Genomic DNA, 23,602 nt, shown 5'->3' on the forward strand with positions numbered 1-23,602 from the left:
ACTTGGGCGCGGGCGCTTAGAACTTGGCGCCGCGGGCGTAGGCCTCGGTCACGAGGGTGTCGAGCACCTTCGGCAGGGTGAGGCCGGCGGCCGAGCAGGCCATGGGGAACAGGGAGTGCGGCGTCATGCCCGGGGACACGTCCAACTCGAAGCAGCGAGCGGCACCGCCGTCCCACACGAGATCCACGCGGCCCAGATCGCGGGCGCCATAGGCCCGGTACACCTCGAGGGCCGCCCGCTCAATCTCGGCGCGGATGGCGTGGGCCGCAGCCTCATCGGGCGACAGGGAGGCGGGGCGCACGGGGCAGAAGAATTCCACGGCATCATTGCGCATGCGGGCCGCCGCGTCGAAGAACTCCCCTTCGCGGGCGACGATCTCCACCGGGGGCAGGGCGTAGGCGTCCCAGCCGGTGCCGAGGATGGCCACGGACACTTCCACGCCGTCGACCCACTGCTCGATGTTCACGGCCTCGTCGAAGGACAGGGCGTCGAGCACGGCCTCGCCGAGCTCCTCCTGGCTCTCCACCTTGTGCACGCCCAGGGCGCTGCCGCCGTGGGCCGGTTTCACGCACACCGGGTAGCCCCCGATGACGCGGTCGGCCACCATGTCGAGGGCCGTGGCGGCCCCCATGTCCTTGAAGGCGTCGCGGGCCAGGTACACGCCCTGGGGCCACGAGGCGATGCCTTCCTCGCCGGTGACGTCGCGGTACTTCTCCAGGGAAGAGTGCAGGGCGTCCTTGTTCCAAGCCCGGTGGCACACGCTGGCCGGAGAGCCGACGAAGGGCAGGCCGACGAATTCCAGCAGGCTCTGGATGGTGCCGTCCTCGCCGTGCTTGCCGTGCAGGGCGTTGTACACCACATCGGGGCGCTCGCTGCGCAGAGTGGGCACCAGATCAGCGTTGGTGTCCAGGGGCACCACCTTGTGGCCGGCCTCTTCCAGAGCCTCGCACACCACGCGGCCCGAGGCCAGCGACACCTCGCGCTCGAAGGACTTGCCGCCCATCAGCACTGCTACTTTCATACACGTCTCCTTTTTGTTGCAACTCTCTCGGGGCGGAACCACCGGGTACCTTGATTCGCTCAGGCAGTCCTCGCTTTGGGGAATGCCCAGTGGGCATTCCCCGTCGCTGCGTAACTCGCTCGGTCAAGGCACCCGGCAGTTCCACTTCACTCAACCATAGTTGACCGATGGACGCTATTCAGCGGCGGCTTCCTCCTGGGCGTCGGCCACTTTCTGCTCGGCGATCTCAATCTGGGCAGCATCGCCGTCGTGGGACTGCATGACGGCCTCCTCGTTCTCCTCGGACGCCACGATGACCTCGTCCCAGTTCTCGCGCTCGTTTGTGGCCATGATGGCCTCCTTTCCGTAACCCGGCAGCGCGCCGGCGTTGATGAACACGCGGTACAGTTCCAGGCGCTCCTCGATAACCCCGGCCAGGCGGCGAATGGCCTCGGTGATGGACTCCGGCGTCTCGAAGCTGAAGTTCACGCGCATGGAGTTCTTACCGGTCACGCCGTCGGGGAAGAAGGAGTTCCCTGGCACATAGGTTACGCCCGATTCCAGCGCCTCGGCAAGCATCGAATCGGTATCCATATAGTCGGGCAGGGTGATCCAGAGGAACATGCCGCCCTCGGGGTGCGTCCAGGTGGCCTCGGGCGGGAAGAACTCCTCCAGGGCCGCCAGCATGGTGTCGCGACGCTCCTTGTACACGCCGATGAACTTCTGCAGAGTCTTCTGCCAGGGAATGTCGGCGAAGTAGTGCTGCACCACGAGCTGGTCGAAGGAGCTGCCGCACAGGTCGGCCCCCTGCTTCACCAGGTTGATGCGGGCGAGCACCGCCTCGGGAGCGGCCACCCAGCCCGTGCGCAGGCCGGGGCCGAGCATCTTCGAGATGGTGCCCAGGTAGATGACCGAATCGTCCATGGCCTTCAGGGGCACCTGGTGACCGCCGTCGTAGCGGAGGCGCCCATAGGGGTCGTCCTCCACCACCATGAAGCCGTATTCGTCGGCCAGCTCCAGCAGGCGGCGCCGGCGCTCGGCGCTCATGGTGACGCCGCCGGGGTTCTGGAAGTTCGGGATGGTGTAGCAGAACTTCAGGCGCGGGTTGTTCTTGCCGATGCGCTCGAGCTCGGCCTCCAAGAGGTCCATGCGCATGCCCTCGTCGTCGAAGGGGATGGCGCGAACGTCGGGCTCGAAGGCGGAGAAGGCCTGGAGCGCCCCCAGGTAGGTGGGTCCCTCGGTGATGATGATGTCGCCCGGATCGATGAAGGCCTCGGCGATGAGGCTTAAGGCCTCCTGGGCGCCGGTAGTGACGAGCACCTGGTCGGCCTTCACGCGAATGCCCAGGTCGCGCATCATATCGGCCAGCACGGCCCGCAGGCCGGCCAAGCCGTCGGTGGGCCCGTACTGGAGCGACACGGCCCGGGCCTGGGGGCTTTCCACGGCGGCCAGCACGGCGCGGCGCACGTCTTCCTCGGGCAAAAGCGATACGGCGGGCATGCCGCCGGACAGGGAGATCACATCGTCGCGAGTGGCGGCGGCGAAGAGATTGCGCACGGCCGAGGGGCGCATCTTGCGCACGCGGCGGGCGATCTTGTCGCCGGTGGTATCGAAGGTGATGTGAGCTGATGACATGGCTAATCCACCATCCCTTCCATAAGCGCCCGAGCGGCCTTGAGGGCCGCCAAAGCGATGAGGTCATCGGTAAAGTTTACTTCAACGCGGGCCAGGCCGCCCGCTTCATCGAGCCATTCCGTCGTACCGACAAAAGTAGCCGCCGAGCGGTCATCGAACTCGGCTTGGAAATCGATGATGAGGTGCTCCAGGATATGGGGAAGGGAGGTACGGTCGAGGATGGTGCCGAAGGGCTCCCCGGCCTCGTTGAGGCAGGCGTGGGCCGCCAGGGTGGGGCGCTCCCGCAGCAGCCGGGCCGCGGCCGCCGGGGACAGTCGGGCCCCCGCGCCGCCGGCCACCCGCACGAGCAGGGCCATGCGGTCGCGCTCGATGGCCACCCGCTCGAGGGCGAGGGGCGCCATCAGGCCCCGCGGCCGGCCGAGGTTCCGGCCCCGTCGCCGTCGTCGGCCCCCGCGCCCGCCGTGCCGGCACCATCCGGAGCGCTCGCACCGTCCCCGGCGTTGCCCGTCGCGCCGCCGGCGCTGCCGCCCGCGTTGCCGGCCGCACCGGTGCCGGTGCCGTCCTCGGCGGCCTTGTCGCGGGGCTCGTCGATGGCGGCGGGCACCTTGCCGGACAGGTCGCCCACGGGCTCGTCCTCGATGGTCTGGGTGCCGTCGTCGGCCTCCGGGTCATCGTCGGCGCCATCGGCACTGCCGCGGGAATCGCTGGGTGCGGGGGTGTCGCGCACCGACTGGGGGTTGGCCGCGGTGCCGGCGGTGGGGGTGCGCGAGAGCAGGGTGAGGCCGCGGCCCGCCTCCTCGGCCGGGGGCAAGTCACCGTCCCGCAGCTTCTCGATGAGGGCTTCCAGGGTCCAGCCGATATCGCGGCCCAGGGTGTCGGTGGCCGAGAAGGAGCCGTCCACCAGGGCCAGCTCGTCGCGATCCAGCGAGAAGCGGTAGCAGCCACCCCCCGTGAGGTTCCCAAAGGTGAACTGGATGGTCTTGGCCACCGGGTCCAGGGTGTAGTGGTAGGCCACATCCTCGGTCAGCTGGATGCGCTCGTCGGTGATGGTGATGGGGGTGGACGTGCCGGCCAAGTACCAGGTGCCCTGGATGTCGGCGCCGTCGTCGGCCGAGAACCAGCGCAGCCACGAGAAGCCGGCCACCACGGCGGCGGCCAGGGACAAGGCGAGCAGCGACAGCACGAGGGCCGCCACCTTCCCCTTCGTCCAGCGGCGCTTGCGCACGGCGGGACGGCCCCCGCGATCCGCGCGGCCGTCGCGGCCGGCGCGACCCGGACGGGCCGCCGGCTCGCCCTCGGCGACGCCGGCACGCTGGGCGAGGCGAGCCGCAACGCGCTCCTCGGCCGAGGGCGGCTCGTCATCCCAGGTCGCGGCCGTTCCGCGGCGCGCGGCACGGCGCTCCGTCGAGGAACCGCTTCCGCGGCCGAAACGTTGCGCCGAGGCGCGGCGCCGGGACTCGCGAGGCCCCGGCTCGCGCGATTGTGCACCCATGATGGCCTTAGACCTCTTCCGGCCCAATCACCGTTTTGCCGCCCATGTAGGGCACGAGCACCTCGGGCACCGTGATGGTGCCGTCGGGGTTCTGGTAGTTCTCGATGACCGCGGCCATGGTGCGGCCCACGGCCAGGCCCGACCCGTTCAGGGTGTAGGCGAAGCGCGTGCCCTTGAAGTTGGCCGGATCGCGGTACTTGATGTTGGCGCGACGGGCCTGGAAGTCGGTGCAGCAGCTGCACGAGGAGATTTCCTTGTAGGCGTTGTAGCTGGGCAGCCACACCTCCACGTCGTAGGTCTTGGCGGAGGAGAAGCCGATATCGCCCGTGCACAGGCTGATGACGCGGTAGGGCAGCTCCAGCTTCTGCAGGATGTTCTCGGCGTCGGCCACCATGGACTCCAGCTCGTCGAAGCCGGTCTCAGGGGTGGCGAACTTCACCATCTCCACCTTGGAGAACTGGTGCACGCGGATGATGCCGCGGGTGTCGCGGCCCGCACTGCCCGCCTCCTCGCGGAAGCAGGGGGTGAAGGCGCAGTAGTGCAGCGGCAGCTGGCTGGCGTCCAGCACCTCGCCGGCGTGCAGGTTGGTCAGCTGCACCTCGGCCGTGGGGATGAGGTAGAGCCCCTCGGTGGTGTGGAACAGGTCCTCCTCGAACTTCGGCAGCTGGCCCGTGCCCGTGAGCGTGGCGGCGTTGGCCATGGCCGGCACCCACCACTCCTTGTAGCCGCGGGCGGTGTGCTGATCCAGCATGAAGGAGATGAGGGCGCGCTCCAGACGGGCGCCGGCGCCGCCGAGCACGTAGAAGCGGCTCTCGGCCAGCTTCACGCCGCGCTCGAAGTCGATGATGTTCAGGGCCGGCCCCAGATCCCAGTGGGCCTGGGCCTCAAAGCCCTCGGCGGCGAAGTCGCGCGGGGTGCCCCAGCGGCGCACCTCGGGATTGTCGTCCTCATCCTCGCCGATGGGTGTAGAGGCGTCGCACAGGTTCGGCACGCTCATGAGCAGTGTTTGCAGGGCACCGTCGGCCTCGGAGCGAGCAGCGCTGGCCGCTTCCAGCTTCTCGTTGATCTGGCGCACCTGCTCCTTGGCAGCCTCGGCCTCGTCCTTCTTGCCCTGGCCCATGAGGGCGCCGATCTCCTTGGAGATCTTGTTGCGCTCGGCCTGAAGGGCCTCCTCCTCAGCGATGACCTCGCGGCGCTGCACATCGAGGGCAGCGAACTGCTCCGGATCGAACGACGCATGGCGGTTCCGCATGGCCTCGGCCACTTCATCAAGATGGTCGCGAACGTATTTGACATCCAGCATAGGGGCGCTCCTCGAATCGTGCGTTTTGCGTTCGACCAGTATAGCGCAACCAGTAGGCATGGAGATTGCGTTTGCGGTGAAGAAGCATAGTATACTTTCCCCAGCAAAAACACCGACCCGCCGCCGCGCTCGGTGCCAGGGCCCCGCGGCGTTTCAGGCAGACGAGGACGACGCCATGAACGTGAACTTTGAAGAGATCTACCATTTCCTGTTCGAGACCGTGCCCGGCATCGGCGTGCTCGTCGGCGGCGGCCTGCTCGTGAGCATCATCGTGTGCATCATTCTGGAGCGCAAAACGCGCAAGCAGTTCAAGAACCACGAGAAGACCGAGGACGACTGGTCGCTGTTCGACGATGACGAGGACGGCGAGGAGAACTAGCCTGCGCCCCTTCGCCACTGACCCCGCACAATCACGCGAGCCCGGCCATAACGGTCGGGCTCGCGATGTTTTTTGGGAGCGAAACCGAGCAGGCGCCCGGCCCGAAGCCGAGCGCCTGCCGGGGTGGGGCAGCCCGAACCGGGGTGCGCGCCTACCCTTCCAGTTCCTCGTCGTCGAGGTACCACTCCTCCTCGGCCCAGCGGGCGCGGTCGGGAATACCCATGACCGCGGCGGCGATGCCGAGGGCGCCGGGCACGAGGGCCCCCAGCAGGGCCGGGGGCGCGGGCAGCCACGAGCCGCCGAAGGAGCCCAGGTGGGCCGCCGCGCACACGCCGAGCATGAGCAGGGCCGCGGCTACCACCGACCCGGCAATGTCGAAGGTGCGGGTGCCGCGCACGCAGAACAGGCTGTAGGCCGCCGCCGCGGCGATCCAGCTGACGCCGATGGCCCACGGCGCGCTCTGGGAGACCATGGAGATGCAGGCCGCCTGGGGGTTGCTACCGAATTCCATATGGAACAGGGCGTCCCAGTTCAGCAGGTCCAGGGAGCCGAAGGAGGCCATGACCAGGGCCGTCGCGAAGGCGAAGGCCGCCGTGATGGCCGATTGCAGCACCGGCAGCAGCACGCCGCAGCACACCGGTGCCAGCCCCGCGAAACCGAAGGAGCCGAACAGGGGCTGGGCCAGGGCCGCCACGGCCTGAGTGGTGCCGCGCCGGCCGACGTAGTACCACCACAGCCCCGTGACCGCGGCCAGGAACAGGGCGAGCACCCAGCTGCCCGAGGCCCCGAGACCCACCACGAGGGCGCCGTAGCCGAGGAGCGTTCCCCAAGCGGGGCGCAGGGCCGCCACCCCGGCACAGAGAACCGCCACGACCCAGTACACCACCGGCGCATCGGTGGCCAGGCCCATGGGCGAGCCCGGGCTGAGGGAGATGTTCGCCATGCCCACGGCGGCCATGAGCCCCACGGCCACGGCGGCCAGGCTGTGGCCCACCACCATGGCGCCCCGCAGGCCGAGGCGGTCCACCAGGGGCGGCAGGGGCTCGGCGGGCTCCGCCGACTCCGGGGCGGCGACGGCATCTTCCTTCCCCTTCACGATATCGGCCAGCACCTTCTTGCCCTTCTTCGCGTTGCCGAGCAAGGGCATGAGGGCCTCGGAGAAGTCGGCCACCGTATCGAAGCGCTCGTCGCGGTCGGGGTCGAGGGCGGCGAACATGATGTCGTCGGCCTCGGCGGGCAGCTCGTCCCAGCACAGGGAGGGCAGCACCAGTTCCGCCTCCTCGATGGCCTCCTCGGCCTCGGGCAGGTCGTTGGCGAAGAAGGGGTTCTCGCCGGAGAGCATCTCGTAGGTGAGGCTCGCCAGGGCCCACTCGTCGGTGCGCACGTCCAAAGGCTCCTGGCGCATCTGCTCCAGGGGCATGTAGCCGATGGTGCCGCCACCGGTGGTGCCCGAGCCCGAGGCATCCATGAGGGCGGCCAGGCCGAAGTCGGTCACCTTCGCCACGCCCTTGGAGTTCACGATGACGTTCTCGGGCTTGATGTCCAGGTGCAGCGTGCTCGCGCCGTGGGCCACCTCGAGAGCGTGGGCCACGGCTGAGAAGACGGCGGCCACCACGTCCAGGGTGATGTTGTCATCGATCTCGTCGATGATCTGGGCCAAGGTCTTGCCCTCGATGTACTCCATGATGACGTAGGCTGTGGAATCCTCCACGGCGCAGTCGTACACGGTGACGATGTTGGCGTCGGACAGCTTCGCCACCGAGCGGGCCTCTTCCAGGCCGGGAATGTGCTCGAAGAGATCGGCGTCGTCGGGCTCGTCGAAGTCGGCGGAAGCCGGGGGCACGGGGGAGGCGGCCCCACCCACGGCGGCCGACACGCTCGGTGCCGCGACGGAGGCGGCCACGGCACGGCCGCCGCGACGGCGGCGCTTCTCGGTGGCACCGTCGATGGTGCGGGACGCCCGGATGCCCCGCAGATGGCGCACGTCCACGGCGCTCTCGTCGAAGTAGTCGCTCATGGGGGCGGCGTCCTGCACCTCCACCGCTGGCGCGGACGGGGCCTCGGGGGCATGGCGCGTCTTGCGCGGGCCCACCCGACCGTCGAGGCTCGGCCGCGCACGGCCGGCGAAGCCGCCCGTAGCGGCGTTCCAGGGAACGAGAGAGCCGTCCTCCTCCTCGGCGAAGGCCACGTCCTCCCACGGGGGCACCTCCTCGGCGCTGCGCACGGTGGCAGCCGAGCGACGGCCGCCGCGGCGCTCGTCCACCCCGCGCAGGAAGGCGGGGTCGGCGGGGAAATCTCCGGCGGCGGGAGTGGGGGTCGGGGCCCCCGAAGGGGCGGCGCTCGTAGGGGCAGCGGCGGAAGCCGCAGCACCAGGGGCCGCGGCCGGGGAGGGCTCTCCGTCCTCCAGGTCGGCGGCCATGCGGGCCTCCAGGGCCACGAGCCGGGCGCGGGCCACCTCGTCTTCCGAGAGCTCGATGCACTTGATGGCCACATCGCGCTTGAGGTGCGTGTCGAAGGCGTGCACGACGGTGCCGTAGCCGCCGGCGCCGGCCTGGTCGATAACGCGATAGCGGTTGAGGATGAGCTGAGATCGTGCCATGGGGCGAGAACCTCTTCTGTCTTCGTTTGGGCTGCATATTCTTGAGGTAGGGCCATTCTACCATCCGGGCAACGCCACGGCGACAGTTGATCGGCGGCTTCCACGGGCAAAACGGCACCGTGCTAGCATCGAGGGTGCGCCCGGCCCGCCAAGGCCGCGCGGTGCGAAATTCACGACCGAAAGGATTCCCCATGCTGACCATCGGTTGCCACTTGTCGAAGCGGCGCGGCTATCTGGAAATGGCGAAAGAGGCCGCCTCCATCAACGCGAACACCTTCCAGTACTTCACCCGCAGCCCCCGAGGGAGCAAGCAGGCGGAGCTGGATGCCAAGGACGTGCGGGAGTACCTCGCCTTCGCGGCCGAGCACGGCATGCGCGACGTGCTGGCCTACGCCCCCTACGACACCGACCCGGCCACGGCCCAGATGAGCGAGCGCGACTTCGCCCTCATGACCTACGCCGAGGACCTGGCCCAGCTGGCCGAGTTGCAGGTGCCGCTGTACCTCGTGCGCCCCGGCAGCCGCATGGATATTTCCGTGGACGAGGGGCTGGCCGATGTGGCCGACGCCCTGAACAAGGTGATTACCCCGAGCCAGACCACCCTCGTGCTGCTGGACACCATGGCCGGCGAGGGCAGCCAGGTGGGCACCTCCTTCGAGCAGCTGGCGGCCATCATCAGCCAGGTGAAGCTGGCCGACCACGTGGGCGTGTGCCTCGACTGCGCCGGCGTGTGGGCCGAGGGCTACGACATCGTGGGCGACCTGGACGGCGTGCTCGATCAGTTTGATCGCGCCATCGGCCTGGGAAAGCTGAAAGCCGTGCACCTCAACGACGCCACCCACGGACGCGGCAGCCATGTGGATCGCCACGCCCGCATCGGCGAGGGAAAGATCGGCTTTGAGGCCCTGGCGGCCCTCGTGAACCACCCGAAGCTGGCCGGCGTGCCCTTCTACCTGGAAGAGCCCGACAGCACCCTCGTCATCTACGAGCACGACGTGGCCCGCTTCCAGGCGGCCTACACGGGAAAGTAGGCACCCCGAGCGGCAACGAGAAGGCCCCCGTTCGCCGTGGCGAGCGGGGGCCTTGTCATAGGCGGGGAAACCTTAGCGGGCGTGGCGGCCGCGGGCCTGGGCCTGGGCTTGGGCCACGGCCGAGGGCACCGGGGCGGCCGGGCCTCCGTAGGGGCGCACGGCCCCGCGGGCCTCTACCCCGCGGGCGGCCGCAGCCCGGGGATTACCCGTGCGCTGAGCGCCTCGGGGGACCGAGACCTCCTGGGCGCGGCGAGCTTGGCGAGCCTCCAGCTCGGCGGCGGCCCGGGCGGCGAAGGCGCGCTCGGCCTCGCGGCGGGCCTTGCGGCTCATCTTCTTCCCGGGCATGACGATGGCCTGATCGGCCGGGCCGCCCTGCACCCAGGAATCCACCTCCTGGCCCGTGGGCAGGGGAATGCTCGTGGGGGTCCAGCCGGCAGCGGCCGGCTGGGGCGTGGGAGCCGGCGCGGCCTGGGCGCCGCGGGGAATCTGCGGGTGCCGATTGCCCTGGCCCCGGGCGGAACGGCCGCCGCGGGCCGGTGCGGGCTGCGGGCCGCGGGCCTGGGGAGCCGGTTGCGGGGCGCGGGCCTGGGCGGCCTGCTGCGGGTTGGGAGCCGGCTGGGCCGGGCGGCCGGGCACCGGGGCTCCGGGGGCCGTCGCGGCGGCGCCGTTCGGGCCCGGCGCGGCTTGGGCCATGGCCGCGGGAGCGCCGTTGGGCACCGGGGCACCCGTCGGAGCCGGAGCAGCCGCCGGGGCGGGACGGCCGCCGCGCCCATAGCTGCGGGCCGCGTTATTGCGGCGGCCGATGACCATCTGCATCTCGGCCACCTTGCGTCGCTCCGCCTCCAGGCCATCGGCCATGCCGCGCATACGGCGGTCGAGCGTGGTAATCCACAGGCACAGCGCCAAGACGGCCACCGCCAGGACACCGAGGCCCACGGCTACTAAACCGAATGGCGAAGACAAGAATTCAAACACAGGAACAATCCCTCCCGCAGCGGGCATATCATCAGCTATTCGGATGATAAACGACGCGGGAACGAATGTCGATACAAAAACGCACAGCCCATCGGCCAAAAGGGTGAAAGATCGAAAAGCCCGAACGAGCGTCAATAGGCCGAGCTGTCCCGATCGTGCACCCCACCCGCGCACGCCTCGGACTGCACACCCCGATGGCGCCATTCCGCGCCACCGGAAGGAGCCCGCCGTCGCTTCTGCGCACAGGTCGGGGCACCTTGGCGCATCAGTGTCGCAGGGCCTCCTCGGCCGTCGCCCTACACGGGGAAGACGAGATCGCCCGCCACAATGGGGAAGGGCTCGTCGTCGCCGGGCCGTTCCAACAGGAGATGGCCCTCCTCATCCATGCCGCGCACGATGCCAGTCTGCTCTCCCTCGATATCGCGCACCGTGGCCTCCTGGTTCAGGCCGAGGGCCAGATCGAGCCAGCGGCGCCGCACCGAGTCGAAGCCCTCCTCGGCAAAGGAGCGGCTCACCCGTTCCAAACGGTTCAGAATAGCTCCGGCACACTGGGCCCGCGAGGGCTCCGCCGCCGGCCTGCCTATCCCCGCAGCCCCACACTCGCCCGCGGCCGCGCAATCGTCAGCCCCTTCCGCACCGCCCGCGGCCGCCACCATGCGCAGGCTGGCGGCCACCGAAGCCAGCTCCCCCTCGAAGGCGTCCTGGTGCACGTTGAGGCCGATGCCGACGCTCACCCAGGCCAGGCTCCCGTCTTCGGCCACGTCCATCTCGGCCCGAATGCCGCAGAGCTTGCGGCGGAAGAGGGGGCCGTCGGCCACGAGCACATCGTTGGGCCACTTGATACCCACGGGAAACCCCAGGGAGAGCAGGCCGTCGGCCACGGCCACGGCGGCTCCCAGGGTGAACCAGGGCGCCCGCTCTACCGGAAGGGTCGGTCGCAGCAGGGCCGTCATCCACAGGCCGTCCCCCGGCGCCGAGGCCCAGGGACGGTCGTGGCGGCCGGTGCCCGCGGTCTGGCTCTCGGCCACCGCCACGGTGAAGGCCGGCGCTCCCGCCTCGGCGGCCCGGCGAATCTCGGTCATGGTGGAACCTACCGTATCGAAACTGTGGATGGTCCAGGGATGGCCGAGGCGCAGCTCGGCGGCGATGGCTTGGCGGGGTATCACGGCAAACTCCCTTCCGCCGCCCTAGCGGCGGCTGACATCGGCGGGAAAGGTCCCTTCTTCCCACAGATAGCAGGCGATAGTGGCCGACAGCAAATCGGCGCTGCCCCCGGGGCTCAAGCGATAGGCGGCGCAGAACGCCCCCAGGCGCCCGTAGGCCGCGCGCCCCGCCTCGGTGAACACCGAGCCCGCTTCCAATACGGCGGCGGCGCGGTCCTGCACCTCGGCCAGAAGGCGGTCGTCGCCGCGCCAGAGCACCGTGGTGTCGTCCACCACGGCCATAAGGGCCACGAGGCTGTGGGTCAGGGCCTCCGAGAGAGTGCCCCTGCGCCCGAAGGCCGCGCGCAGGGCCGGCAGCCCCGCCTCGACCACTGAGGGAAACCCGGCCTCCACCTCGCCGCGGATGCCCGTGGCCCCATAGCGCCTATACAGTTTCTCTCCGGCCGTGACCGGCTCAGCCTTCCCTGCCAGCTCCCGCTCCACGAGGCCGGCAGTGGCCGCGCGCGCATAGGCAAAGAGGGACGGGCACCGCACTTCTCCGTGAAGGCGATGCACCTGGCCGGCAAAGGCCGCCAGCATACCGAGGGCGAACAGCGCCCCCCTTTGCGTATTCACGCCGCCGGTCGCCTCCAGGAGGCGACGCTCGGCCGGCACGCCCCGACGCCGCGCCTGGCGGAACAACTCGGCGGGCTCCCCTTCAAAAGAGAGCCCCAGTTCGATAAACTCCAGGAAGTAAGGGAGAAGGGACGCCGACCCGCACATGAACGTGAGGATGCTCATATCGTCGTGGCTTCCGGTACTGCCAGGGCAAACCAGTCCCGGTTTGCCTGCCGTTGCCACTTCGAGCAACAGACCGTTTACCACCGGCTCAGCCAAAGCCCAGCGCACGTCGTTCAATTCCTTCTCCCCCGCGCATAATCCTATGCCGTTACTTCCCCGGGCGACCGTTACGCGGCTCCTGCCAGAGAACCGGCTCATCGCCCACCACCGCCCCATCGGCCCCTGCCAGAGGGCCTCGGCGGCCTGAAGCGCCACCGCGCCGCGCCCGGCCCCTGACCTAGGGCCCCGGCAGCGCGATCGGTGCCGCTAGAAGAACATCGTAAGTGCCAGATACAGCACCGACGGGCACAGCAGGCAGCCCGTGCCGGTGTAGAACGTCGCCGTCATGGCACCGTAGGGAACCAGGCGCTCGTCGGTGGCGGCCAGGCCGGCGGCCACGCCGGAGGTGGTGCCCATGAGACCGCCGAAGATCATGGCGGCCTTCGGGTTGTTCAGCCCCAGGGGCTTGGCCAGCATGGGCGTGGCGATCATCACGATGATGGACTTCAGCACGCCGATGGCGATAGAGATGGCGACCACCTCGGAGGAGGCGCCCACGGCGGCTCCGGTCACCGGGCCTACGATGAAGGTGACGGCCCCGGCCCCGATGGTGGCCATGTCGGCCGCGCTCGTGTAGCCGAAGGCGAAGGCGAAGATGGCGCCGATGATGAAGGCGAGCACCACGCCGATGAACAGGGCCAAGATACCGGGCAGGCCGGCTTTCTTGATCTCATCGATGCTGGCCCCGAAGGCCGTGGACACGATGGAGAAGTCGCGCAGCATGCCGCCGCCCATGACGGCCAGGCCGCTGAACATGGCCACGTCCGACAGGCCCTTCTCGCCACCGGTGGCCAAACCGCCGATGAGGGCCAGGATGAGGCCGAAGACGATGGCGATGGCCGAGCCGGCGATGCGGCCGCGGGTGGCCTTGCCCAGCACATTCGCCAGGGCCATGACCGCGCCCACGACGAGGAACGACATGACCAGACCGTTCTTGGTCATGATATTGGTAACCATTTCAAACAGTTCCATGGCTGGCCCCCTATTCCTTGCTCAGCGGAGGCAGCGGCTCAGAGGGCGCGCCCAGCTTCGAGATGACCGGGATGAGCAGCATGGGCACGATGGTGCCCACAATGCCACAGAGAATGGTGAGCACGCCACCGCCCATGATGGCCGCAGCGACGTCCTGACAGGCCGTCATTGCCACCACGATGGGAATGTACATCGCGCTCCAGAACAAAATGCCGTCCTGGGCCTTGGTCGAGAGCTTGTTCTCCTTCAGCAGCTTGCTCGAGATGAGGATCAGCGCCAACATGGCGAAGCCCACACCGCCGACATTGGAGCCGACGCCGGTGATCATGCCGAGGATGTCGCCCAGCAGCATGCCGCCGAAGAAACATCCCGAGAGCAAGGCTAATCCGTAGATAACCATGAATTGCCCCTTACGTTTCGGTGAGGGGGCACCCCGCGTTACCCCTGCGAAGACGCCCCCTGCGGTTTCTCAGTTACTCGATGACGAACATCACGGCGCCGGCGTCCACGCGGTCGCCGGGAGCGAACTTGATCTCCTTGACCACGCCGTCGCAGGGGCAGGCGATGTTCTGGTTCATCTTCATGGCCTCCATGACGCCGAGCACGTCCTTGGTAGCCACGGTGTCGCCCACGGCGACCTTGACCTCGACCATCTTGCCGGGCACACGAGACTTGACATCCATTGCTTTCTCCTTCTCTAACAGAGCGAATATCTATGATCCAGGGCGCGCACCTCATCCTTATCCATGAGGCGCACGCCCGTGAATCCCTTGGCGAGCACGGTGTTTCCCCCGTCGAAGAGCTCGGCGAGCTTGATGCCCGCCCCATCGGGAAGCTCCAGCTCCACGTCGATGGCAACGCCGCTCTTGACGACGAGGTCGCAGACCGCGCGATGGAAGCCCTCGACGGCATCGAGGGGCCCCATCTTCACCACGAGGTCCAGATCGGACCCTTCGTGGCAGTAGGGCAGGCCGGTAGCCAGGGCCAGCGCTGCGGAGCCGAAGACCCCGCAGGGCAGCCCGGCCGCGGCCGCCAGCGCCCACGCCTCGTCCAGGACGCCGAAGACCGGCAGGTCCGGGACGGTCGTGCAGCGCGATTCCGCGATCACCTGGTAGGGATCGCGGATGAGGCACACCGCCTGCGGGGACACCACGGCCCGCCCCCGCAGGCGGTTGCCCTCCTGGCGATAGGGGGATGCGAACCCCACCGCCAAGCCGGCCAGGCCCGGCTCCTGACGGGACACCACGGCCGGCAGGGCCACGCCGTCGATGACGCCGCGGCGCAGCCGATCCACCTCGGCGACAGGCCACCAGGCCTCGTCGCCGAGGACTTCCACCGCCTGGCGCGCCCGGGCAGCCGGCACGATGGTCACCAGGTCGTGGCGGCGGAAGCGTCCGTCCATGGCTCAGCGCCCCTTGGTCCAGAGCGGGTCGCTCTTGGCCGTGGCCTGGTACTGCTCCTGGGCCTCGAGGAGCCGGGCGAACAGCACGGTCTTGGCCGGGTCGTCGATAACGGCCACCGAGGCGTTGTCGGGCCAGGCGGCCATGAGCTCCAAGGTGTTGGCCGCGGCCCCCATCTGCACGGCGGGGGCCGGCCGCACGATGCGGCCCTTGGTGCGCAGGATGGTGCGGCAGGCCCGCTCCAGGGTCATGGCGGACTGGGCCGTGCAGGCCCGCACCACCACTTCCAGCTCCGGAGCCGTGCGGCGCCGGGCGTAGGTGCAGATGGGCCCGGCGGGGTTCAGCCGATGGCCGGCCCCGCCCACGGGGAAGCTGTCCCCCGTCGGCAGCCCTCCCACTGCCAACGTGGCCCATCCGTCCCGGGCGGCCTCGGGCACCAGGGTGAGGTCGTCGCGCAGGGGCACGCCGTCCATCACGAGCCAGCCGAATTCCTGGCACCCGTACAAATCGTGCACCGCAGCGCCCTTCTCGGCGGCCACGGGAATCAGCTCCAGATCGAGCGGCGTGCCCGCGCACAGCAGGGACACCCCTTCCGGCACCAAGTCCCACAGCCCCAGCTTCTTGGCATCCTCCAGGGAGGCGCGCAGAAAGCTCGACTCCCCCACCACGAGGGCGGGCCGGTCCTGGCAGAGCGCCGCCAAGAACGAGTCGCGGGAGGAGTGCGCCAGAAACTGCGGGCGCACCCCCGCCTCCTCGAAGGCCCCGCGCGAGAACACGTTCCCGAGCGGCCCGTAGCACAGCAGCACCGCATCCCCCGGCCGGGCCCCGGCGCGCCGCAGGGCCGCAGCCCCCGCCGCTGCCCGCTCGGGCAGCTCGGGCCAGGTGACCCCCACGATGTTCTGGAAGGCGGTGCTTCCCGTGGTGAACGTCGTGTAGGCCAGGTTCAGGGGCGTGTGGATCTCCTCGATGACATGGGCGCTCGTCGGGCCGGCCGCATCCTTGTCGGCCAGGGTGCGCCGGGCCATGGCCGCCAGCGTAGGGGCCGTGGAGAACTCCTCGGTCAGGCGGACGAACTCATCGAGGCGAAGCTGCTGCGCTGCATCCATGACGCGTCCCTACAGGTACTTCCCGGCGACGGAGGCGAACTCCTCCTCCATGCGGTCGATGACCTTGCGGCGCATCATGCGGCCGCCGCGCTCCTCGCCGAGGGTCCCGTGGCCCATGGGGCCGGTGGCGTCGCCGTCGCCGGCCAGCTTCGCGGCCTCCACTTCAGCGATGTGGCGCTGGATGGCCGGGCGCATGTCCTCGACGTTCTCCACCAGCTCGTCCACGCCGCCCAGGTGGTAGAAGAACTGCGGGCCGGCCGCGAAGACCGGGTTCTCCTTGGACAGCTCCTCCAGCCGCTCGATGTCCATCTTCGTGATGCGGGAGATGGAGGTGATGGGCATGACGTGGATCATGGTGCCGAACTCCGGCGACAGGGACAGGATGTGGTCGGCCTGCAACCCGTGGCAGAGGAAGGCGCCGGAGATGGCGCGGCCGATCACGAGCGCGATCACCGGGTGCCCCGCCTTGCGGGCCTCGGCCAGGGCCAGCTGGTAGGAGCCCGTGGCCTTGTTCATGCCGAAGATCTCCTCGATCTTGCCCGGGCCGTTGCCGGGGGTGTCCACCAGCAGCACGAGCGGGCGCTTCTCCCCCACGGGCTTGTCGGCGTCCTGTTTGATGGCGGTGTAGACCACCTTGGCCATCTTGTAGGCCTCTTCCAGGCCGATGACTCCGAAATACACCACGGGGAACTTGTCGTTGAAGGCCTGGGCGTCGTTGGCGATGACCACCACGTCGCGGCCGTCGATGGCCGCCTCGCCCACCACGGCCCCCGGGCCGAGATCCTCGGGGAAGGTGACGTCCCCCACCGTGTTCTCGCGGAAGCTGCCGGGGTCCACCACCATGTCGATGGCGTCGCGGCCCCGTCCGATCATTACCTCAACAGTCATTGACCTGCCTCCTTATCGACGCTGGGCCACAGCGAGGAACTCCGCTGTGGTCATCTCGGGAATCTGCTCGACGTCCTCGTTGCCGAAGTAGGCCCACACGTCGCGCGCGTCCTTCGGCGCCATCTCCACGGACAGCTCGGCCAGGGCCAGCTGCTCGTCCACGAGCGCCTCGCTGCCGATGCGACGGCACTGCACGATCTCGTCGTAGGGGGCCTCCATGATGGCAGCCAGCTGGTCGTGGAAATCGCCCAGGGTGTCCTCCACCAGGTAGTTCGCGTCGCGCATGATGTACTTGTGCTTGCCGCCAGTGGTGCGGTACACCAGAGAGCGGTCGGCGGAATCGAACTCGTCCTTGCCCATCTCCTGCTCGATGACCTCGGGGCCGGTCAGACCCAGGCGGCCCAGATCACTCATGACGATGACGTCGGTGGCCGCGGCCACGAAGCCCATGCCGCCGAAGCAGCCCACCTTCGAGCCGATAAGCGAGATGACGGGGAACTTGCCCTTGGTCTCCTGAATCTGGTCCATCACCTCGGCGTGAGCCAGCAGGCCGGCGTTGGCCTCGTGGAGGCGCACGCCGCCGGTCTCGAAGGAGATGACCACGGCGGGCAGGCGCTCGGCCAGCTCATCGGGGTGCTCTTCCTTGATGCGGTCGTACATCTGGCGGGCCAGCACGAAGGCGCCCACCATCTTGGCCCCGTGCACCTCGCCCACGGCGCCGCCGATGAAGCGGCCCTCCTGGGAGATGACGAACACCGGGTGCTTGCCGATGAGGCCCACGCCGGTCACGCAGCCGTCATCCCATTCCACGGCCTCGCCGAGCACGGGCAGATGGGGGCTGCTCATGCGGTCGGCCGGGCCGGCCAGCTCGGTGAAGGTGCCCTCATCGACGATACCGCGGGCGCGCTCGCGGGCGGACGCGCCGTAGAAGCTCTTGGCCTCCAGCTCCTTCCAATCGCTCATTTACTCCGCCTCCTTCCTTGCCTCTTCCATGGCCTGGCGCATGCGCATGGACACCACGACCGGGGTTGCGTTGTTGTCGTTGATCTCGATCACCGCGTCGGACACCTGGCTCTCGCGCACGAAGCGGTCCAGCACGCGCTCCCACACCTCATCGAAGCCGACGACCGGGGTGCACACCTTGATCTGCACGTCGCCGCCCAGATCGCGCTGCTCGAACATGACCTCCATGTCGCCGGAGCCCACGACGCCGCGGTGGGACCAGCCCACCGGGAACGGACGCGGCTCGTCGGGAGTGAACGTGAAATTGAGTTCCCTCAATGCCATCGGGTAACCTCCTTGTTTATCCAAAAGTCGGAACGTCGGACTTACCAGTTGCGGAACTTCGCGGGCGGGTTGTACAGGCCGCCGGACCAGTTCACCAGGTCCTTCACGGACTTGGCGGCCAACAGGTCGCGATTGGCGCGGCGCACGTCGATGCCCAGGTCGGCCGGGGTCTTGAAGATGCCGCGCTCCCGCAGGGCCGCGGTCTCGGCCGGATCCTCGGCCATGCCCACCTCGGTGAAGCCGGCCACGGCGCGGATGGCGGCCATGCGGTCGGCCATAGAGGTGCACTTGTGCAGGTAGGCGATGCCCTCCTCGGTGACGATGTGGGTGAGGTCGTCGGAGTAGATCATGACCGGGGGCAGGTCGAGCCCGGCGTTCTCGGCCAGGGCCACGGCGTCCAGCTTGTCCACGAAGCCCGGGGCCATCTTCTCGCGGAAGGTCTCCTGAAGTTGCACGACGAGCCGCTTGCCGCGGGGAAGGTCGCCAACCAGCTCGTCGTGCATGCCGTACTCCTCGCCGCACTTCATCCAGCCCGGCGTGGCGTGGCGTCGGCCCTTGGCGTCGCAGCCCATGTTGGGGGCGCCGCCGAAACCGGCGATGCGACTGGCCGTGGCCGTGGAGGAATTGCCGTACTTGTCGATCTGCAGGGTGCCGCCGATGAACATGTCCAGGGCGTAGTGGCCCGCGGTCTGGGCATAGTCGCGGTTCGAGCGCATGGTGCCGTCGGGGCCGATGAAGAATACGTCGGGGCGCGCCTGCACGTAGTCGGCCATGCCCGCCTCGCCGCCGAAGCAGTACATGGTCTTCACCCAACCGGACTCGATGGCCGGGATGAGGGTGGGATGGGGATTGGTCACGAAGTAGGAGCAGATCTTGCCCTTGAGCCCCAGCTCCTCGCCGTAGGTGGGCAGCAGAAGCTCGATGGCGGCGGTGTCGAAGCCGATGCCGTGGTTCAAGCGCTGGATGCCGTACTCCCCGTAGATGCCCTTGATGACCATCATGGCGCGCAGGATCTGCGAGTCGGTGATGAGGGCCGGGTCGCGGGTGAACAAAGGCTCGATGTAGAAGGGCCGCGGCGCCTGGATGACGAAGTCCACCCAGTCGCCGGGAATATCCACGCGGGGCACCTCGTCCACCAGCTCGTTCACCTGCACGATGACGATGCCCTGGTGGAACTTCACCGCCTCGGCGATGACCGCGGTGTCCTCGGTGTTGAAGCCGGTGTAGATGTTGCCGTTCCTATCGGCGGACACGCCCACGCACAGCGCCACGCGCGGCGTGAGATCCACGAAGTAGCGGCCGTAGAGCTCCAGATAGGTGTGGATGGCCCCCAGCTCGATCTTGCCGTCGCGCACGTACTCGGCCAGGCGGCCCGCCTGGGGCCCCGAGAACGAGAAGTCCACCTTCTTGGCGATGCCCTTGTCGAAGACGTCCAGATGGGCCGGGATGGAGAGCACCGACTGCACCATGTGCAGGTCGTGCACCTTCTCGGTGTCCACCTCGCAGAGGCACTGGGCCAAGAAGTCGGCCTGCTTCTGGTTGTCGCCCTCGATGTTGACCTTGTCGCCGGGGCGGATCACGGCCTCGAGCAGCTTCACCGCATCTCCCGCCTCGACCACCTTCCCGTCCATCACATAGGGACGGGCGGCCTCGATGCGCTCACGGTAGTCCCGCTCGAGCGTGTTCCAGATCTTCGGTTCCGTCGTCATTCCTTCTCCTTTCCTTTCCTGATACCTGCTTGCCTTACTTCTCAATGCGGTCCAGATCGGGCAGGTGCATGACACCCAGGCCCACCCGCTCGTGGCACGAGAACACATGGAGGGACGATTCACCGTAGAAGGCCACGGCCACCCATCCCTTGTTGCGCACGATGGCGATCTTCATGGCGAGGCTCGCCGACGACGCCGTGTTCACGAGAACGCCGCGCTTGGCCTCCTCGGTCGCGTGCATGAGGGCGTGAATGGAGCGGCCCTCCTTCTCCACCAGGCCGGAGTTGAGCGCCGCTCCGATGACGGCGCGGGCGGCCTTGGTCTGGAAGTCGGTGTCGCTCGTGCCGCCCACCTCGGTGGCCACGGCCACGATGCCCTCGCGAAGGAACTGCCGCTTGAGGGCGTCCTCCTCGGACTTGGTCTCGGTCATGGACAGCTGGAGCGCCCGGCGCCCCAGGCCCTGGGGGCCGATACCCTTGATTTGAAGCCGTTCGTAGTCGATAGCATCCATGAGATCCCACCGCCCTCTCGGGGGCCGCCCCGGGAAGAGGCGGCCCGCTCATCGAATGGTTCGCGATTGAAACGCTGGACTAGAGGACCAGTCCGATGGTGGCGACGAAGACGCCGGCGGCAATGGCCGACACGATGACGCCGGAGATGTTGCAGCCCATGGCAATGGGGATGACGATGGCGAAGGGGTTCTCCTCCTCCACCGCATGCTGGGCAAGCTTGGTCGTCGTGGGCATGCAGGAGATACCGGCGATGCCGACGGCGGGGTTGAAGGACTTGCCGGTCTTCTTCCCCACGAAGTACATGACCCAGCCGCCGGCGATGCCGCCCACGGCCGAGATGGCCAGGGCCAGGATGCCGAGGACGAGGATGATGCCCACGGTGGGGTTCAGGATGGTGCTCGCCTCGCAGAGGCAGCCGAGCACGAGACCCAGGAACAGGGAGGAGAAGCTCGTGATGCCGCCCTCCAGCAGCTCCTGATAGGGCATGATCTTCGCTTCCTTCACGGCCATGCCGAGGAAGAAGGACAGCATAAGAGGCGCGGCCACGGGCAGCAGCAGGCACAGCAGCAGGCAGACCACCACGATGAAGACGAACTTGGCCTTCTGGGACACCTGGGGCATGTCGAACTCGATGTCGATGCCGCGGTACTTCTTGGGCACCATGGCCTTGATGATGTAGGGATAGCCCGCGTAGGTGAGGGACAGGTACAGGTAGGCGATGATGGAGACGGACACGAACAGCTCCGGCTTCATCATGAGGGTGCCGAACAGCACCATGGGCCCGTCGGCGCCGCCGATGATGGCCACCGAGGCGGCGCTGGCCGGATCGAGGCCGAAGAAGTCGACGCCGAGGGCCAAGGTGACGAAGGTGCCCAGCTCGGCGAAGATGGCAATGATGATGCAGGTCCAGGGGCGAGCCAGCAGGAAGCTGATCTCGCTGCGGGCGCCGATGCCCATGAACACAAGGCAGGCGATGAGGTTGTTGGAGAACATGAAGTTGTAGATCGGCTGCAGGAAGTTCACCTGAATGGCCGTCATGAGGTCATCGGTCTCGCTGACGAGCGGGTCGATGATCAGGGTACCCGTGGTGCCGCCGTCCAGGAACAGCACGCCGCAGTTCACGGCGATCATACCGAGGCCCATGGGGACCATGATCAGCGGCTCGAGCTTGCCCTTGAAGCCGAAATAGGCCAGTACGAAGCCCAGAATCGTCAGCCCCACGCGCACGGCCCCCAGAATGGGGTCGGTCATGAACAGGGTGGCGATGCCGGGGAAAATCTGAGCTAAAACATCCATCTTAGTTCGTTTTCCTTTCGGAGATCAGAGGAGCGGGCGCAGGGGCGCCCAGGGGCAAATCAGATACTCGGTTTAATCGGAATCCTGGGATTTGCTGCGGTTCATCAGCTTGTTGATGACCACGATGACGCCGATGACCAAAAGGGAGATCGCCGCCGTCAGCGCATACGTGAGAAGCGCATACAAGTTGACATCCATCCTCGTCTCACCTCCTTAAGGCAACAAAAAAGCAGAGCATCCGGCTTTCGCTCAAATACTCTGCTTCTCATAACCTTATGATGCGACGTCCGAGGACGCTCTGCATATTTTGAGACTTCCCTTTCCCCACGCTCGGTTCGAGGGAAATCTAGCTGTTGCTGCCATCATACGGACTTGGCACCGAAACGTCAACACCAATTCTCCAACTTTTTTCCCATCTTAGGAAAATAGCTGGTCAACCTGGATTTTTGTGCACCTGCACTAGCTGATTTGAGAGCTGCCGCGCCTCTGCGGGACTCTGAAATTATCCCTCGGACACCTGGGCCACGAGCTCGGCCAGCTCCGCCACGGTGGCCTCGTTGCGGGCCGCCTCCTGGGCCGCTTCGGGCGCCGCCTCGTCGGCCTCGCGGGCCGCTGCCTCACCGAGGGCCGCCACAGCGGCGGCGGGGGCCTTGGCGCACCCCGGGCAGCGCAGGGTCACCTGGGTGCCGGCCCCCAATTCGCTCGTGTACACCATCTGGGCGTCGGGCCCGAAGAAGCCCACCATGCGGTCGTGAACGTTCTTCACGGCAATGCCCAGACCCGTGGATGATTCCACCTGGGTGATGTTGGCGCAGGTCTCCTCGCTCATGCCCACACCGTCGTCCCCCACCACGATGACCACGTCGTCGCCGTCAGCCTCGGCCTGGATGCGGATGGTGAGCCGCCCCTCCGAGGGCATGGCGTGCTTGATGGCGTTCTCCACCAGCGGCTGCACGAGGAAGGGGGGCACCATCATGGACTGGAGCGCCGGGCTCGCCTGTACCTCCAGGGCCAGGCGCGTCTCGCCGAAGCGGGCCAGCTCGAAGTTGAAGTAGCGCTGGACCTGATCGAGCTCCCGAGCCAGGGAGATACGCTCGGTGGAATCTTCCAGCGTGCGGCGGTAGAACACGGCGAACTCCCGCAGCAGGGTACGGGCCTTCATGGGATCGGTGCGGATGAACGAGGCGATGGTGTTGATGGTGTTGAACAGGAAGTGGGGGTTGATCTGGGTCTGGAGCATCTTCAGCTCCATGGCGGTGGCCAGCTTGCGCTGGGTCTCCATTTCCACGGCGGCCATCTGGGTGGCCAGCAGCTGGGCGAAGCCGTGGGCGATGGAGCGCTGGGTCTCGGTGATCTTGTTGCCGTTGCGGTAGTAGAACTTCAGGGTGCCCTCCACGCGGTTGCCCACCCACAGCGGCTCCACGATGGCGGCCTTGATGCGGCTCTCGTCGGGCGGCTTGGGCAGGCCGATCTCCTCGGGCGTGAGCAAAACGAGGGTCTCCCCCTGGCGGATGGCCTCGTGGGTGGCGCTCGTGCGGATGGCGATGCCCGCCGGGTTGTGGGCCTCCTGGTAGCCGGCGTAGCCGAGCACCGACTCGCGGTTGGTGAGGGCCACGGCAATGGCCGAGGTGTTGGGTAGCAGCAGCTCGCAGACCTCCTGGGAGGCATGGGCCGTGAGCCCCTCCCCCATGGCATCGATCATGGAACTGGCCAGCTGCAACATGGCATCGGATTGCAGGGCGCGCACCGAATCGGGATCCATCATGAGGCGGATGACCACCACGACCGACACGGTGAACACCGCCCCAGACACCACGAGCACCGGCACGGGGAAGTCAGGCTGGGAGAAGGTCCACACCAAGGTGATGGCCGCGATGGCCGCGATGGTGGCCCCGAGCATCTCCAGGTTGAACTTCGACACGCCGATGCCGCGGCTGAACGCCGATGCCGATTCCGCTTCCCGCTTCGCCATGGCC

24 protein-coding genes are annotated in these 23,602 nt (G+C 68.0%); 2 read left to right on the forward strand and 22 right to left on the reverse strand.

Annotated elements, in window-relative coordinates; translation table 11 throughout:
• Positions 1-16 precede the first annotated feature (16 nt).
• The 5 genes from ACTOXK_RS05745 to serS all read right to left on the reverse strand — a co-directional run bounded on the left by ACTOXK_RS05745 (position 17) and on the right by serS (position 5,430).
• The gene (locus ACTOXK_RS05745) at positions 17-1,021 is read right to left on the reverse strand and encodes a D-alanine--D-alanine ligase family protein (RefSeq protein WP_482276937.1); all 1,005 of its coding nucleotides are present in this window, start codon (positions 1,019-1,021) and stop codon (positions 17-19) included.
• 174 nt (positions 1,022-1,195) lie between these two features.
• Entirely contained in the window at positions 1,196-2,635 is a 1,440-nt protein-coding gene (locus ACTOXK_RS05750) for an aminotransferase-like domain-containing protein (protein ID WP_482276936.1), read from the reverse strand.
• Between the two features lie 2 nt (positions 2,636-2,637).
• Positions 2,638-3,036 (reverse strand): cyanophycin synthetase family protein, encoded by a 399-nt coding sequence (locus tag ACTOXK_RS05755; RefSeq protein ID WP_482276935.1) that lies wholly within the window; start codon positions 3,034-3,036, stop codon positions 2,638-2,640.
• Positions 3,036-4,127: a hypothetical protein gene (locus tag ACTOXK_RS05760; RefSeq protein WP_482276934.1), complete on the reverse strand. Its 1,092-nt coding sequence runs from the start codon at positions 4,125-4,127 to the stop codon at positions 3,036-3,038. Before ACTOXK_RS05760 ends, ACTOXK_RS05755 begins: the two co-directional genes overlap by 1 nt.
• 7 nt (positions 4,128-4,134) lie before the next feature.
• On the reverse strand, positions 4,135-5,430 hold the full coding sequence (gene serS / locus ACTOXK_RS05765) for a serine--tRNA ligase (protein WP_482276933.1): 1,296 nt from the start codon (positions 5,428-5,430) through the stop codon (positions 4,135-4,137).
• A 175-nt stretch (positions 5,431-5,605) separates the two neighbouring features.
• Between serS and ACTOXK_RS05770 the strand changes: the two genes are divergently transcribed.
• Positions 5,606-5,809, forward strand: a complete 204-nt coding sequence (locus tag ACTOXK_RS05770; RefSeq protein ID WP_482276932.1) for a DUF6724 family protein — start codon at positions 5,606-5,608, stop codon at positions 5,807-5,809.
• Positions 5,810-5,960: 151 nt separating this feature from the next.
• Here the strand turns inward: ACTOXK_RS05770 and ACTOXK_RS05775 are convergent, their stop codons facing one another.
• Positions 5,961-8,408, reverse strand: coding sequence for a serine/threonine-protein kinase (locus ACTOXK_RS05775; protein WP_482276931.1), 2,448 nt, complete (start codon positions 8,406-8,408; stop codon positions 5,961-5,963).
• Between the two features lie 191 nt (positions 8,409-8,599).
• Here ACTOXK_RS05775 and ACTOXK_RS05780 point away from each other — a divergent pair, with 191 nt between their 5' ends.
• Positions 8,600-9,439: a deoxyribonuclease IV gene (locus ACTOXK_RS05780; RefSeq protein WP_482276930.1), complete on the forward strand. Its 840-nt coding sequence runs from the start codon at positions 8,600-8,602 to the stop codon at positions 9,437-9,439.
• Positions 9,440-9,511: 72 nt separating this feature from the next.
• Here the strand turns inward: ACTOXK_RS05780 and ACTOXK_RS05785 are convergent, their stop codons facing one another.
• The 16 genes from ACTOXK_RS05785 to ACTOXK_RS05860 all read right to left on the reverse strand — a co-directional run bounded on the left by ACTOXK_RS05785 (position 9,512) and on the right by ACTOXK_RS05860 (position 23,598).
• Positions 9,512-10,414, reverse strand: coding sequence for a hypothetical protein (locus ACTOXK_RS05785; RefSeq protein WP_482276929.1), 903 nt, complete (start codon positions 10,412-10,414; stop codon positions 9,512-9,514).
• A gap of 296 nt (positions 10,415-10,710) precedes the next feature.
• On the reverse strand, positions 10,711-11,580 hold the full coding sequence (locus tag ACTOXK_RS05790; RefSeq protein ID WP_482276928.1) for a biotin--[acetyl-CoA-carboxylase] ligase: 870 nt from the start codon (positions 11,578-11,580) through the stop codon (positions 10,711-10,713).
• A 21-nt stretch (positions 11,581-11,601) separates the two neighbouring features.
• A complete protein-coding gene (locus ACTOXK_RS05795; protein WP_482279289.1) occupies positions 11,602-12,573 on the reverse strand; it encodes a triphosphoribosyl-dephospho-CoA synthase in 972 nt (323 codons plus the stop codon).
• Between the two features lie 90 nt (positions 12,574-12,663).
• On the reverse strand, positions 12,664-13,428 hold the full coding sequence (gene madM / locus ACTOXK_RS05800; RefSeq protein ID WP_482276926.1) for a malonate transporter subunit MadM: 765 nt from the start codon (positions 13,426-13,428) through the stop codon (positions 12,664-12,666).
• A gap of 10 nt (positions 13,429-13,438) precedes the next feature.
• The gene (madL, locus tag ACTOXK_RS05805; protein ID WP_482276925.1) at positions 13,439-13,828 is read right to left on the reverse strand and encodes a malonate transporter subunit MadL; all 390 of its coding nucleotides are present in this window, start codon (positions 13,826-13,828) and stop codon (positions 13,439-13,441) included.
• Between the two features lie 73 nt (positions 13,829-13,901).
• Positions 13,902-14,111, reverse strand: a complete 210-nt coding sequence (locus tag ACTOXK_RS05810) for an acyl-CoA carboxylase biotin carboxyl carrier protein subunit (protein ID WP_223899776.1) — start codon at positions 14,109-14,111, stop codon at positions 13,902-13,904.
• 14 nt (positions 14,112-14,125) lie between these two features.
• Positions 14,126-14,830 (reverse strand): malonate decarboxylase holo-[acyl-carrier-protein] synthase, encoded by a 705-nt coding sequence (gene mdcG, locus ACTOXK_RS05815; RefSeq protein WP_482276924.1) that lies wholly within the window; start codon positions 14,828-14,830, stop codon positions 14,126-14,128.
• A 3-nt stretch (positions 14,831-14,833) separates the two neighbouring features.
• Positions 14,834-15,934, reverse strand: coding sequence for a hypothetical protein (locus ACTOXK_RS05820; protein ID WP_482276923.1), 1,101 nt, complete (start codon positions 15,932-15,934; stop codon positions 14,834-14,836).
• Positions 15,935-15,943: 9 nt separating this feature from the next.
• Positions 15,944-16,822 carry a biotin-independent malonate decarboxylase subunit gamma gene (gene mdcE / locus ACTOXK_RS05825; protein WP_482276922.1) on the reverse strand — a complete coding sequence of 293 codons (879 nt, stop codon included), beginning with the start codon at positions 16,820-16,822 and terminating at the stop codon, positions 15,944-15,946.
• Between the two features lie 12 nt (positions 16,823-16,834).
• The gene (locus tag ACTOXK_RS05830; protein ID WP_482276921.1) at positions 16,835-17,785 is read right to left on the reverse strand and encodes a biotin-independent malonate decarboxylase subunit beta; all 951 of its coding nucleotides are present in this window, start codon (positions 17,783-17,785) and stop codon (positions 16,835-16,837) included.
• The gene (gene mdcC / locus ACTOXK_RS05835) at positions 17,786-18,109 is read right to left on the reverse strand and encodes a malonate decarboxylase acyl carrier protein (RefSeq protein WP_482276920.1); all 324 of its coding nucleotides are present in this window, start codon (positions 18,107-18,109) and stop codon (positions 17,786-17,788) included.
• A gap of 41 nt (positions 18,110-18,150) precedes the next feature.
• Positions 18,151-19,818, reverse strand: a complete 1,668-nt coding sequence (gene mdcA / locus ACTOXK_RS05840) for a malonate decarboxylase subunit alpha (protein WP_482276919.1) — start codon at positions 19,816-19,818, stop codon at positions 18,151-18,153.
• A 34-nt stretch (positions 19,819-19,852) separates the two neighbouring features.
• Entirely contained in the window at positions 19,853-20,329 is a 477-nt protein-coding gene (locus ACTOXK_RS05845) for a HutP family protein (RefSeq protein WP_016310355.1), read from the reverse strand.
• A 79-nt stretch (positions 20,330-20,408) separates the two neighbouring features.
• Complete coding sequence (madB, locus tag ACTOXK_RS05850) at positions 20,409-21,626, reverse strand: Na+-transporting malonate decarboxylase, carboxybiotin decarboxylase subunit (protein ID WP_482276918.1); 1,218 nt, start codon at positions 21,624-21,626, stop codon at positions 20,409-20,411.
• 72 nt (positions 21,627-21,698) lie between these two features.
• A complete protein-coding gene (locus ACTOXK_RS05855; RefSeq protein WP_482276917.1) occupies positions 21,699-21,824 on the reverse strand; it encodes a hypothetical protein in 126 nt (41 codons plus the stop codon).
• Between the two features lie 304 nt (positions 21,825-22,128).
• Positions 22,129-23,598, reverse strand: a complete 1,470-nt coding sequence (locus tag ACTOXK_RS05860; protein WP_482276916.1) for a GAF domain-containing sensor histidine kinase — start codon at positions 23,596-23,598, stop codon at positions 22,129-22,131.
• Between the last annotated feature and the right edge of the window lie 4 nt (positions 23,599-23,602).

This window comes from Adlercreutzia sp., from assembly GCF_056795635.1.

Excerpts from the sequence above, each read along its gene's own strand:
- madL (WP_482276925.1), bottom strand. The coding sequence starts at position 13,828 with ATGGTTATCTACGGATTAGCCTTGCTCTCGGGATGTTTCTTCGGCGGC.
- ACTOXK_RS05820 (WP_482276923.1), bottom strand. The coding sequence starts at position 15,934 with ATGGATGCAGCGCAGCAGCTTCGCCTCGATGAGTTCGTCCGCCTGACC.
- ACTOXK_RS05845 (WP_016310355.1), bottom strand. The coding sequence starts at position 20,329 with ATGGATGCTATCGACTACGAACGGCTTCAAATCAAGGGTATCGGCCCC.
- madM (WP_482276926.1), bottom strand. The coding sequence starts at position 13,428 with ATGGAACTGTTTGAAATGGTTACCAATATCATGACCAAGAACGGTCTG.
- mdcG (WP_482276924.1), bottom strand. The coding sequence starts at position 14,830 with ATGGACGGACGCTTCCGCCGCCACGACCTGGTGACCATCGTGCCGGCT.
- ACTOXK_RS05775 (WP_482276931.1), bottom strand. The coding sequence starts at position 8,408 with ATGGCACGATCTCAGCTCATCCTCAACCGCTATCGCGTTATCGACCAG.
- mdcE (WP_482276922.1), bottom strand. The coding sequence starts at position 16,822 with ATGACTGTTGAGGTAATGATCGGACGGGGCCGCGACGCCATCGACATG.
- madB (WP_482276918.1), bottom strand. The coding sequence starts at position 21,626 with ATGGATGTTTTAGCTCAGATTTTCCCCGGCATCGCCACCCTGTTCATG.
- serS (WP_482276933.1), bottom strand. The coding sequence starts at position 5,430 with ATGCTGGATGTCAAATACGTTCGCGACCATCTTGATGAAGTGGCCGAG.
- mdcC (WP_482276920.1), bottom strand. The coding sequence starts at position 18,109 with ATGGCATTGAGGGAACTCAATTTCACGTTCACTCCCGACGAGCCGCGT.
- ACTOXK_RS05810 (WP_223899776.1), bottom strand. The coding sequence starts at position 14,111 with ATGGATGTCAAGTCTCGTGTGCCCGGCAAGATGGTCGAGGTCAAGGTC.
- ACTOXK_RS05795 (WP_482279289.1), bottom strand. The coding sequence starts at position 12,573 with ATGGGGCGGTGGTGGGCGATGAGCCGGTTCTCTGGCAGGAGCCGCGTA.
- ACTOXK_RS05755 (WP_482276935.1), bottom strand. The coding sequence starts at position 3,036 with ATGGCGCCCCTCGCCCTCGAGCGGGTGGCCATCGAGCGCGACCGCATG.
- ACTOXK_RS05770 (WP_482276932.1), top strand. The coding sequence starts at position 5,606 with ATGAACGTGAACTTTGAAGAGATCTACCATTTCCTGTTCGAGACCGTG.
- mdcA (WP_482276919.1), bottom strand. The coding sequence starts at position 19,818 with ATGACGACGGAACCGAAGATCTGGAACACGCTCGAGCGGGACTACCGT.
- ACTOXK_RS05855 (WP_482276917.1), bottom strand. The coding sequence starts at position 21,824 with ATGGATGTCAACTTGTATGCGCTTCTCACGTATGCGCTGACGGCGGCG.
- ACTOXK_RS05750 (WP_482276936.1), bottom strand. The coding sequence starts at position 2,635 with ATGTCATCAGCTCACATCACCTTCGATACCACCGGCGACAAGATCGCC.
- ACTOXK_RS05780 (WP_482276930.1), top strand. The coding sequence starts at position 8,600 with ATGCTGACCATCGGTTGCCACTTGTCGAAGCGGCGCGGCTATCTGGAA.
- ACTOXK_RS05760 (WP_482276934.1), bottom strand. The coding sequence starts at position 4,127 with ATGGGTGCACAATCGCGCGAGCCGGGGCCTCGCGAGTCCCGGCGCCGC.
- ACTOXK_RS05830 (WP_482276921.1), bottom strand. The coding sequence starts at position 17,785 with ATGAGCGATTGGAAGGAGCTGGAGGCCAAGAGCTTCTACGGCGCGTCC.
- ACTOXK_RS05745 (WP_482276937.1), bottom strand. The coding sequence starts at position 1,021 with ATGAAAGTAGCAGTGCTGATGGGCGGCAAGTCCTTCGAGCGCGAGGTG.
- ACTOXK_RS05860 (WP_482276916.1), bottom strand. The coding sequence starts at position 23,598 with ATGGCGAAGCGGGAAGCGGAATCGGCATCGGCGTTCAGCCGCGGCATC.